The sequence below is a fragment of the Cohnella sp. WQ 127256 genome, from assembly GCF_024519285.1.
GTDB lineage: Bacteria > Bacillota > Bacilli > Paenibacillales > Paenibacillaceae > Cohnella.
The window spans coordinates 655,043-666,013 of the sequence record NZ_JAMZCY010000005.1 but is presented as its reverse complement, the minus strand read 5'-3'; the positions used below and the strand labels follow the sequence as shown (position 1 = coordinate 666,013).

At 44.6% G+C, this 10,971-nt stretch carries 10 protein-coding genes; 2 read left to right on the top strand and 8 right to left on the bottom strand.

Annotated elements, in window-relative coordinates:
• Nucleotides 1–3 precede the first annotated feature (3 nt).
• From M1K58_RS18065 to M1K58_RS18040, 6 genes are all read right to left on the bottom strand, one after another.
• Nucleotides 4–1,284, bottom strand: coding sequence for an ABC transporter substrate-binding protein (locus M1K58_RS18065; RefSeq protein ID WP_256760230.1), 1,281 nt, complete (start codon nt 1,282–1,284; stop codon nt 4–6).
• 167 nt (nt 1,285–1,451) lie between these two features.
• Nucleotides 1,452–2,714 (bottom strand): adenosylhomocysteinase, encoded by a 1,263-nt coding sequence (locus tag M1K58_RS18060; protein ID WP_256760229.1) that lies wholly within the window; start codon nt 2,712–2,714, stop codon nt 1,452–1,454.
• Between the two features lie 59 nt (nt 2,715–2,773).
• Entirely contained in the window at nt 2,774–4,417 is a 1,644-nt protein-coding gene (gene bshC, locus M1K58_RS18055; protein WP_256760228.1) for a bacillithiol biosynthesis cysteine-adding enzyme BshC, read from the bottom strand.
• 80 nt (nt 4,418–4,497) lie between these two features.
• Entirely contained in the window at nt 4,498–4,884 is a 387-nt protein-coding gene (locus tag M1K58_RS18050; RefSeq protein ID WP_256760227.1) for a DUF3397 domain-containing protein, read from the bottom strand.
• Between the two features lie 20 nt (nt 4,885–4,904).
• On the bottom strand, nt 4,905–5,822 hold the full coding sequence (locus M1K58_RS18045) for a ketopantoate reductase family protein (protein ID WP_256760226.1): 918 nt from the start codon (nt 5,820–5,822) through the stop codon (nt 4,905–4,907).
• A 193-nt stretch (nt 5,823–6,015) separates the two neighbouring features.
• Nucleotides 6,016–6,660 (bottom strand): RsfA family transcriptional regulator, encoded by a 645-nt coding sequence (locus tag M1K58_RS18040; RefSeq protein ID WP_256760225.1) that lies wholly within the window; start codon nt 6,658–6,660, stop codon nt 6,016–6,018.
• Nucleotides 6,661–6,963: 303 nt separating this feature from the next.
• Here M1K58_RS18040 and M1K58_RS18035 point away from each other — a divergent pair, with 303 nt between their 5' ends.
• Nucleotides 6,964–7,200 carry a DUF2626 domain-containing protein gene (locus M1K58_RS18035; RefSeq protein ID WP_256760224.1) on the top strand — a complete coding sequence of 79 codons (237 nt, stop codon included), beginning with the start codon at nt 6,964–6,966 and terminating at the stop codon, nt 7,198–7,200.
• Nucleotides 7,201–7,294: 94 nt separating this feature from the next.
• On the opposite strand, the gene M1K58_RS18030 is transcribed toward M1K58_RS18035, so the two are convergent.
• The gene (locus M1K58_RS18030; protein ID WP_256760223.1) at nt 7,295–8,458 is read right to left on the bottom strand and encodes a class I SAM-dependent methyltransferase; all 1,164 of its coding nucleotides are present in this window, start codon (nt 8,456–8,458) and stop codon (nt 7,295–7,297) included.
• Between the two features lie 87 nt (nt 8,459–8,545).
• On the opposite strand from M1K58_RS18030, the gene M1K58_RS18025 reads away from it, so the two are divergent.
• Nucleotides 8,546–9,628 (top strand): hypothetical protein, encoded by a 1,083-nt coding sequence (locus M1K58_RS18025; RefSeq protein WP_256760222.1) that lies wholly within the window; start codon nt 8,546–8,548, stop codon nt 9,626–9,628.
• Here the strand turns inward: M1K58_RS18025 and M1K58_RS18020 are convergent.
• Nucleotides 9,599–10,927, bottom strand: a complete 1,329-nt coding sequence (locus M1K58_RS18020; RefSeq protein ID WP_256760221.1) for an extracellular solute-binding protein — start codon at nt 10,925–10,927, stop codon at nt 9,599–9,601. The genes M1K58_RS18025 and M1K58_RS18020 overlap by 30 nt on opposite strands.
• Between the last annotated feature and the right edge of the window lie 44 nt (nt 10,928–10,971).

The window sequence follows — 10,971 nt, the reverse complement described above, 5'->3', positions numbered from 1 at the left end:
GTCTTATTTCACCTGTAGAAGTAGCTCATTCAAGCTATTAATTGCTTCTGGTGCACGCAATCCGGGATTGGCTGCGAACAATTCATTAGGTAGTACCTCGAACTGACCCGATTTTACTGCACCCAAGTTTTTCCATGCAGGATTGTTTTCTAGCTCTTTCTTGAAGCTAGCTTTCACTTCTACGGGATCACCATGTGTAATGAGATAAATCACATCTGGGTCGGCCGCTACAATTCTCTCCATGCTCAATTCGGCATATTGCGGCATTGTATCCATCTTCGGAAATTTAGCAGCTACATTTTCCCCGCCAGCCATTTCAAGGAAGTTGCCAGGATAACTAGAAGGTAGTGCGACAACAAAGCTCCCCGGAGCACCATATAGAATTAATGTCTTAGGTTTAGTCTTAGGTTGATTGAGTTGAACCTTTTTCAATTTGTCGTCCATTCCTTTTATTAGTTTGACTGCTTCCTCGCTCTTGCCAAGCACTTCACCATAAAGGCGAATGGAGTTTTGAATGTCATTGTAGGCGTTATGGGAGTTAAGCAGCACCTTCGCTCCTAACTTCTCGATCGTTGCTACCTGGGCTTGTAAGGAGGGGCTACCGATAACAAGATCCGCCTTTAACGTTGCTAACGTCTCGAAGTTAATGCCGTGCGCGCTTCCCACCTCGGGAATGGATGCTGCTTCAGGAGGATAAATTTTACCGAGCACCGTAGATCTCCCGACGATGTTACCACCAAGCGCAGCTATAATCTCGGTATCTGACGAGGCAAGCGTTACGATTCGTTGCGGCACCTTATTAAGTGTTAGGGCTCCACTTTTCGTTTGCACCGTTAACTGACTTGAAATCGTCACTTGCTTGCTCACGCTGTCCCATTTCACCCACATCCCAAAGGATTGGGCTAGTGCACGAAGAGGAACGAATGCTGTGTTATTGATACTAATCGGTGCCGATTCAAGCGTCTTTTTCTCATTGTTTATGTATGCCGTTGTTGAACCAATCGTATAAGTTACCGTAACCTTCCCTTTTACTGCTTTGATCTCTTTCGTCTTTTCGTTCCAGCTTACTGTGCCACCCATTGCTGTAACAACACTGTTATAAGGCACTAACAGTCTACCTCTAATTTCCTGAGGATCAGCTGCTAGAGAGATTGCTTTCCCATCCACTACCACCTTGATTGATTTAGTGGCTACAGTAGCATTTGCAGGCTGTGCAGCGCCTGTAGCCCCAACAAACAAAATTACCGCGGATAATATTCCAGTCCATAAAGATTTACGAAACATTCTTTTTTCCTCCTAGTTAATAATGATAATCATTTTCATTTAGAACATTACATGATAATGATTATCATTGTCAATAATTATTTAACAAATTAAAAAAGAGTTTGTTCCCTCGAGGTTTTCGAAGAAACAAACTCTTTTTATCTTAATTTCATACAGAAAATATTGTATTAGTGGGAAGCCCAGCTATCCAAATATGCCTTCTGGTCTTCGGATAGGGTATCAATTTTAATTCCAAGGGATTCCAGCTTCGTACGCGCAACAAGCTCATCGAGCTCGTATGGAACGTTAACAACTTTACTACCCATGCTTTCGTAATTTTCATTAACATGACGGAGCGCAATAGCCTGTAAGGCAAATGTCATGTCCATAATTTCTGCTGGATGTCCGTCCCCTGCTGCAAGGTTAACTAGGCGTCCTTCAGCCAGCACATAAATTTTACGTCCATCTTTCAATACGTATTCCTCAATATTACGACGCACAACACGCTTGGATACGGACATTTCCGCAAGCTCCACAAGGTTCACTTCGATATCGAAATGTCCAGCATTAGATAGGATTGCTCCATCCTTCATGTTGGCAATGTGCTCTCCGCGAATGACATCTTTATTACCTGTAACGGTTACGAAGAATTCGCCTACTTTAGCTGCTTCTTCCATCGACATCACAGCAAATCCGTCCATGTAAGCCTCAACCCCACGGATAGCATCTATTTCTGTAACGATGACGTTTGCGCCAAGACCTTTAGCACGCATCGCCACACCTTTACCGCACCAGCCATAGCCATTTACAACGACTGTTTTACCAGCGACAACAAGGTTTGTCGTACGGTTGATCCCATCCCATACGGATTGACCAGTACCATAGCGGTTATCGAACAAGTATTTACAATATGCGTCATTTACAGCTACCATAGGGAATTTAAGAGAACCATCCTTCTCCATCGCTTTCAAGCGCAAAATGCCCGTTGTCGTTTCCTCTGCTCCACCACGAACTTGAGAAAGCAAATCTTGACGCTCGGAGTGAAGAATGGATACGAGATCCCCGCCATCATCAATGATAAGATCCGGCTTAGTTTCCAACGTTTTGACCATTAGGTCTTTATATTCTTGTGGGTCTGGATTGTATTTGGCATAAACTGCAATTCCGTCTTCTACTAGTGCCGCGCACACATCGTCTTGGGTTGACAATGGGTTACTACCTGTAATAACAACTTCAGCTCCACCCGCTTGCACGACTTTAGCTAGATAAGCTGTTTTGGCTTCTAAGTGAAGGGAGATCGCAACACGTAGCCCTTTGAAAGGCTGATCCCGCTCGAACTCCTTACGAATTTGGTTAAGGACTGGCATATGGGCTTGTACCCAGTCAATTTTAAGTTTTCCTTCTGGTGCTAGAGATGGGTCTCGTACGATACTTTCCAAAGCTGTTTTCATGAGATGTATCCTCCAAATTTTATAATATAAGTAAGAGTTCCAGCTGTATGGTATATCAGCTATCTACTCGTCAAACCTTCAACTAAGCGTTGTCCGCCAGTTACGACATAAGGAACGTCAGCCCATAGAGCGAGCCACTCCCGACCATATCGATTCAGGAAATGTATCGTTCCATAAACTCTCTCTTGCGGCTTGGCCATAGGAGATAGCGATAACTGTATACGATCCCACTGACGCAGCGAAGCCTCGTGCTGCTTAGAAATCGCATCCATAGAGCGCGATTCCAGAAATGTCATTTGTTCTAATATTTTTTCTAAATTACGCTGCGCCATTGTGGCGAGACCGGGTTTAAGCGACGATACTGTATTCATTACTGGCTCATACAGTTCCGTAAATTGTTTCCGTACGAGTTCAAATTGCTCATCCAAATGCCATTCATCTTGTTTACCGAGCCATTCCGCTCGCTGACTCTCCCAATCCGTAAGAACTTGTTCAACGGTTAAGGAGTATTTATCAAGAAGCTTAGTAATGTTAGACTCCAAGTAAACGAACGATTGACGTGGAATCAATAAAGGCATGGACATACCAAACTCTTTGAACGCAGGACTAAGAATGCCCCAATAAGCGAGTTCTGAAGGTCCCAACACAGCCGCAAGAACAGGAAGAATATAGTCTTGCATGAGAGGACGCGTCAACGCATTCGTGCTCAAGCAATCAGGAGACTTCGCCATGAGATCCAGCATCTGCTGATGGGACATGGAAACATGACCTCTCCGGTCCACGAAGTTATCCTTATCTTTGTGAAGCAATAGTCTTCCTTGCTCATGATGAAGGAATAAATTCGCGCTACCTGGTGTAACCTCTGCTTGTAGCTTGAAACCTCTGCTTAAAACCTGATCCTCGCCGATCTTCAATGCCGCTTCGAGATCATCGTTGCGAACTGTTAGCTCGCGGAACATTGGCGCTTCCAATTCTCGCAGGTCAGGATCGTCCGCGTCAAGTAATACTAAACCTTGATTACCGAACCAATCCGCTAGCAGTCGGGCAAAAGCCAAACTCAATGTAGGCGCGTCTGTGACGTGGCTTTGAAGACGTTCGAGTAGTGCAGGCTTGAATTCTGTATCGGGTAATTGAGCTGCAAGCTCTTGTAAAGCCAGGTCCCATTGCTGTGAAGTGAGCGGCGTTCTGCTGACAGCTAGCCGCGGTCCTTCGGGACGTTCGATACGAATACGTCGAATGCCGCCCTCTGCTGCTTGGATGTTCACATGGTTAGCTTCGTCATAGTCGTGGTCCTCGCCGGCGATCCAGAAGAGGGGGACAACAGGTCTGCCTAATCTTTTCTCCGCGTCACGTGCAGTCTGAATGACCGATAACGCTTTATAGAAAATAAGTAATGCTCCGCCGAACAATCCTGCTTGTTGTCCACCTACGACGACAAGACAATTAGATTGCTCTAGCTTATGCAAGGATTTCTGAGCTTCTTCATAATTGGGCAGCTTAGCTTGGTATTTTCTCAATACTGCTGCTACCTGTTTCATGTCTGCTCTATCTTCCACCGTCTTATCTAAATGAACTGCTCTATCCAACCATGACGCATCATGAGAAGGATGCTTGCCAAATAACTCATTAACTTCCGAATCTCCAAATCGATATCGTTCAGCTAATGAGGAAGGATTCGAATCCTTAAGTGATGAAATATTCAAAGGGAATGTTCCCCCCGTTCTGTCGTTGTGTTATCAATTTGATTGTACACAAGAGCAGAATGATCGTCAAAAGGTTCCCATCACATTGGAAAGATAAGATGTAATAACATTAGAAAAATATAAAGGAAAGTCAAACCAAAGAAGGATAATCTCCAAACCGCTCGTACTAGTTTTCTAGGATCTAGCTTTCCTTTCACACGATTCTGAGCATTACCAATTAGCCCACCGCCGATGAGCATGACGAGAATAATAAAGAATGGACCAAAGCTCGTATGTAAGCGCAGATTAAGTGAACCAGCAACAAAGCCGAACAAGAAAACAGTCGTCGTATCCATCGCCAATCTTATAGCCCTCTTACGGTCTACTCCCCGCAGAGAAGAAACAAGGTAGACGAGGAAAAAAGGGATAAAAGGTACAACCGCTAAAGCAGAATATGATGTGATCAGTGCATTCCAGATGGAGCTCATGGGCCAACCTCTCCCCCCATTTATTGAATGGCTCTGACAAGCGCCGTAACAGCTTTGTTCCAAGGCGCATCTTTGCCTTGCTTAGCCGCCATTCGACAAATTGCTCCGTTAATGAATTCCACCTCAGTTTGTTTATGCGCCGATACATCTTGCAGCATAGAGGATTCATTACGACTAGTTGCAGAGCAGACTTGAAGCACGGTATTCCATAACTCGGATTCCTCACCTAAGCCATATTCTTTTAATATATCGAACGTCTCATGAAATAAAGCATTCATTAATTCCATTCGATCAACGGATTGTGTAAGCTCACCATTACGAATACGCAATATTGCGGTAAGTGGGTTAATAACAGCATTAATAAGTAACTTACGTAAAATGGCTGTTCTCAACTGTTTCGACAATAAAACGGAAAATCCTGCCTGTTCCAACATTCGTTTAACAGACTGCAGCTGATCCCGATCTATTTGATCATCTTCAGCAATCTGGGTTTCTCCGCTCCCGGTGTGCCGTACGGCTGTTTCATCGATTCTTAGCGCCCCTTCAGTGGTAACCGCTACAATTAGCGTTCTACCCGGCAACGCTTGCTGTAGGAGCTCCTGGTGGCCTATCCCGTTCTGAAAGAGTACAAGGGTTCCTTGTACAGGGATAATTCTAGAAAGATGATCTATGAATGCTTGAGTTAATGCGGTTTGTTTGACAGCTAGCAGGACAATCCTATCCTCGCAAGAATGTACATCTTCAAATGCAAGAGCAGTCATAGTCACTCTACTAACCCTTTCTCCCGCTTGATTTTCTAGCGTAAGTCCATTGTTATTCAGCAGAGAGGCTTGGCTTCGAGTTCTCGTCCATAGCACACAGTCATTTCCTGAAGCCTTCAATTTACTCGCTAGTAATAATCCAAGAGAGCCTCCGCCCAACACTGCCACCTTATTCATAATCTAGCTGTGCCTCATCTCATTTTTTATTCAACACAAGCATAAATGGCAATCGCTTTCCTTTCAAGATGTTCAACGTTTATTTCGAGGACGATGCAGATCAAGTATAGAGAATGTAATCTTTACTGAATCGTGGTCAAAGCAAAACCCGCGAGGAAAGTCCTCGCGGGTTTTGTCTGCTCTCTGAATACGTTTACTCAATTCTTTCTAGATTACCATTCGCATCCATCTTAAACCTTGCCCGATCCTCGTCTACTTCTTCTGTTAAAAAAGCGAGACGACGAGCACGGTCCATAATACGAATGAGCGCTTTATAGTCGTCATTAACGACCCGGTAATCCGTCTGAACCTCGTTGACCTCTTTAGAAAGCCGTTCGTTGATTTCGCGGAATTCGCTCAAACGATCGTCCTTCTCTTTCAATTCCTTCTCCAGATGACGAATCTGCCGACTCATCTCCTGAACAGTACCTTTCCATTGGCGCAAATAGCGAATAATTGCTTCCAATGACATAGATTCAGCGGATAATAGCTCCGCCTTCACATTGTCGCCTTCTTCGACGACTAGTCGCTCCGAACCAGATATCGCGGATATCCCTTGCTTCTTGAGATAATTCCGCTTCTGACGCTGTTGCTTAGCCATTCCGATGGCTTCATCGTATCTCTTGCGGACACAACTATTCCAACGAAAACCGCATGCTGCAGAGGTTCGGGCGATTCGCTGCCCCACTTCCTCAAAAGCGGATAATTGGGTGCTGCCTTCACGGATGTGGCGTAAGGTTACCTCCGCCAAAATCAAATCATCATCCGGACTCCATGCGTCTTGTCTCACAGCCGTCATGGGTGCCCTTCCCTCCTTATAGATCGCATATATTTTGCTGCTTTCTTCATTTCTATGCCCGTTGTAGAATTCATAGAATCTATCGGATACTTCTATTTATATCCATTTTTTGATTCACTATACCTTTGACTGGTAAATCGAGTTTTAAGAAATCAGATTGCATATACGTTCGACAAGCGGGAACATTATATTTATATTCAAAAAGTTTGCCGATTCGTCACTACTTTGTTGGTTTACACCCTTTTGTTCAAACGTTATAATATGCATTAGAAATCGTCTTGTGTTATGAGAGGGGAATTAACGATGGCACGTATGTTTAGAGTGCTCGGCTTCTGGACACTGGTAATTGCCCTTATGGCGTTTGCTGGCGACATGTATGAATTCGCATTGTTGTTTTTCATGCAAACCGCTGTTTTCTTCTTGCTCGGGTACTTGAATTTCACAGAACGGACATACATGATGATGTTCTGGGGATACATGATACTCGCATTCCTCGGATTCACCTACTGGTCCGTATTCGAGATGGGTATGCCGGTATAGAAACAGGTTACATATGTCCACTAACCACAAATGAGCAAGCAAAGAGGCTGTTTCCAAAGTCGATTACGACTTGGTAACAGCCTCTTTTTCTTATTTATATTTTAAGCAAAACCTGCACTTTAAATAACTCGCTCATTCCGTCAGACAGCAGTAGCTGACGAATGGCTCGATTACGTCGAACAACAGGATGAAACGGATCTGTATGGGTATGGGAGACAAGCTTCTCTAGCAATCCTGACTCCACGAGAAACCTTTTTTGTGAACCGTACCATTGCTCTTGTAAGCCTTGGCTCTCGGCACTCTTGCGAATATGACTAAAGTTAACGTGCGACGTCAAATCCTGCTCCCCAGGCATCCGAAATGGATCATTATGCGCTCGATGCTGATAATAACACATCAAGGTCCCATCCATTCGATGGGCTGAAATTAATTCCTCTGTCTCGTCTCCATAATCAATGAAAATGACAATCGCCTGTTCCAGTCGGCCAGCGAGGTCAGCTACCCAATCCCCCGCATCCAAATTGATTTCAATGGACTGGTTATCCATTAAGCTAATATGATTATCGCTTATCCAATTTTTAAGTCGAGGGTTATCCAGCTCCAGCAAGCAGGAGATCAGACCGACACCTTCCTGCCACGCGACTCCCCACTCCCACAGCTTTCCCTCTCGTTGCACTATCCGATAAGTAGGAAAAGCATCCAGAAGCTCGTTCGCCACAACCATCACCGGGTGCTCACCAAAGTTTAAGCCTTCCCCCTCTTCGCGACTGATAACACGTGCTTTGCCTGCTTGTATGTAAGAGTCCAATTCTAAACTCGCTAAGCGACGATGCTCTGGATTTCCTTCAACGACGGTTAGGAAAAATGGATTGTCTCGTCCATCCGTGACCTCTTCAATATTCCAAGCATCCAGCATTTGGCGACTGAGACGACCCGTACCACCGCCCCAATCGATGATCTCTACAGTGTCATCCTCTGCAAACCATCTCTTAGCATGACGTGACAGCTCTGAAGCTAGCTGTTCCCCCATTAATTCCCCAACGTAGGCGCTAGTATAGAAGTCCCCTTCTCGCCCCACTCTAGAAGTTCCCGCACGATAATAACCAAAATCGGGATGATAGAGACATAACGTCATATACTGATGGAAGGGGATTGCGGACAACTTCATACCGGCATCTAAAATACCGATAAGTTGACTATCAAGTATCGTCTCTTTAATAATGGCGGTGAGCGATGTTTCTGAAAAATCGGCTTCCATCGTTTCAACACCTTCCCCAGACTAGATTGTCATATTATAATAACATAGGATTAGACGACTCGACGTTCGTCCGAAGGAGGAATCCCGATGCGTCGTTTGCTTATTGCTGTACTGATCGCTTCTGCATTAATAGCCACATCCCGTACTGGTGCGCTACTCCCTGTATATGCGGAGCCTCTCCCTGAACAAACAAGGAAGCTGTTAGAGAAAAGCTTATCCGTTGTTGAGATTGATCGCGAGATCGCACGAATATCTGGACTTAAAGGAAAAACCCAAGTTGAGATTGATAGAAGCGAGCGACAGCTCGCAGAGCAAGAAATTGCAATAGCCGTACAACGGGAAAAAGCAGGACGTGTGCTTCGCTCCTACTATATGGGCTACAAGGATTTCTGGTTATCCGCATTATTGAATGCAAACTCATTGCCCGAGATCATTCGTGTATGGGATACGATGGATATGATTGTTCAATCCGATAATAAGGCGATGAACAGCTATAGTGATCATTATCAATTGCTAAGGAAGGGCTACAGTAAGCTGAATACGGACAAAGCGGAGCTCTCCGCAGTCGAAAAGCAGCTTGTCACCCAACGGGAACGGATTATCGCTTTGCAGAACGATCTAGATCAAGCTCTAGCCACAAGCGGAGATGAACAAATGCTGCTTCACTTAATGGAGGAGCTACAAGCTTATTGGAAAAATGTTGGTCTTTACGAGGTTAAACAGCATTTCAAAGCACTTGCGAATGCCATGCATAATTTACCGGATTTCGTCAAAAAAACACCGGGCATCATTCAATCTACGGGGTTAAAAACAAAGCTAACCCTATCAGACGCCCAGCTAAACGAATTTCTACGTGGAGAAGATCCTCGATTCAAAGATTTTTCTTTTAAGTTCGACAACGATCTTCTAACGATGGAAGGAGACAATGGCAACATTCAGGTTACGATACAAGGTCGATATACCGTGGAGAATGAACCAGAAAATTCGATTCGCTTCCATGTTGATAAATTGGTCTTTAACGGATTAGAGCTCCCCGATACGACGAGGGCAGATCTCGAAAGAGAATTCGATTTAGGGTTCTATCCGCAGAAGCTCATTAAATATGTTAAAGCCCAAAGCGTTTCCATGGAAGATGGGAATTTAATCGTTCAGCTCTCGATCGGCGGATAAGTGACTGATTCCGGACCACATGCTTTTCCATTCGTCAATCGTCAGATTACCCGAGCTTAACCTCGCCCAGAGAATACCTATCTGCTTGAGACGTTCCGCTAAATCTGGTCCCATTTGAAGCGGAGCCTGATTGGGGAATGCTTGACTGCTTCTACCTGACAGTAAATTAGATAACGTTCTGTCGCTATCATAAAGTGCGCGGTAGACAGGAAGCTTTCCGGTTTCGTCCATATTTTGCAATTGGATTAAGTCTTCAGTCATCTCCGAAATCCACACATTGGCTGCTTCTTCCACTTTCGTATTCGCAGAGATGACGAAGCTATTGCCTCGTGGCCAAACAAACGGCAGCTTCCAAAATTGATGATCAATCTCTAACTTAGGCTCTGAGTCAAGACGAGGTACAGCATTCCATTTAGCCGCTATAGAATAAGGGACAATCGCCATAATCGTCGCTCTATCTTTCAGTAACTGGGCGGAAATTTCCTCAGTCCCTACGAAATTAATATTTGCCTTGTACTGGTCGAGTAATAGTAAGGCTTGTTCGAATATTGTCCCATTCCATACGTCCGTCCCTGTATCCAACAATCCGTCGCTACGCTCATTTGCGACATTTTCCAGCCAAGCTAATAGGGAGAAAGGATCGTTACCATCCAAAGAAAGCCAAGAGATCGTTCCTTGTGATTGTACACTCATATCCGCTAACGTGGTCCATTGTTCAATGCTAAGTGGAAAGATGACATTCTCTCCAAGCCATTCCTGCAGCATATCCTTATTCCATACGACAACGTAGGGGTCCATATCCCGTGGTACACCCCACATATAGCCGTTCCATTTCAGGGGGGCTGCTAATGCATCAAACTGTTCAGCTAGTGCCTTACCTACAAAAGCTGCGTCCGCAGGAAGCAAAAAACCTGAAGAAGCGAACTCCTTCACCCACTCATTGGGTAACAACATAATATCTGCGGATTGTTCCATTTTGGAGGATAATTTATACACCGAATAAGCTTGAGAGGGTTCAATCCTGCGCATCTGGACAAGGATATCCGGATGCCTCTTCTTGAACTCTTCATTCTGAATAAACAGAGCATTAAATTCCTTCTCCACGAGAGCAACCTCAACGGTTAAGTAAGAGATTTCTTGAGTTTCTTGAGTCATAATAGACTCTGTCGGCTCCGGAACTTCTCTCTCGGGAACGACTGCAACCGATGAAACAGGGGATGGAGCATCCGCCCACGGAGATAAGATGACAACCATTATACAGAGCAACAGAAACACTAAGGCCGATTTACGTCTGGCCACAGCAATTCACCTTTTTCATCGCTTCGTTATTATCACTTTATTCA

Bases quoted from the DNA above. Each gene is read 5' to 3' on its own strand.
- M1K58_RS18065 (WP_256760230.1), bottom strand. From the start codon at position 1,284: ATGTTTCGTAAATCTTTATGGACTGGAATATTATCCGCGGTAATTTTG.
- M1K58_RS18060 (WP_256760229.1), bottom strand. From the start codon at position 2,714: ATGAAAACAGCTTTGGAAAGTATCGTACGAGACCCATCTCTAGCACCA.
- M1K58_RS18050 (WP_256760227.1), bottom strand. From the start codon at position 4,884: ATGAGCTCCATCTGGAATGCACTGATCACATCATATTCTGCTTTAGCG.
- M1K58_RS18045 (WP_256760226.1), bottom strand. From the start codon at position 5,822: ATGAATAAGGTGGCAGTGTTGGGCGGAGGCTCTCTTGGATTATTACTA.
- M1K58_RS18040 (WP_256760225.1), bottom strand. From the start codon at position 6,660: ATGACGGCTGTGAGACAAGACGCATGGAGTCCGGATGATGATTTGATT.
- M1K58_RS18035 (WP_256760224.1), top strand. From the start codon at position 6,964: ATGGCACGTATGTTTAGAGTGCTCGGCTTCTGGACACTGGTAATTGCC.
- M1K58_RS18030 (WP_256760223.1), bottom strand. From the start codon at position 8,458: ATGGAAGCCGATTTTTCAGAAACATCGCTCACCGCCATTATTAAAGAG.
- M1K58_RS18025 (WP_256760222.1), top strand. From the start codon at position 8,546: ATGCGTCGTTTGCTTATTGCTGTACTGATCGCTTCTGCATTAATAGCC.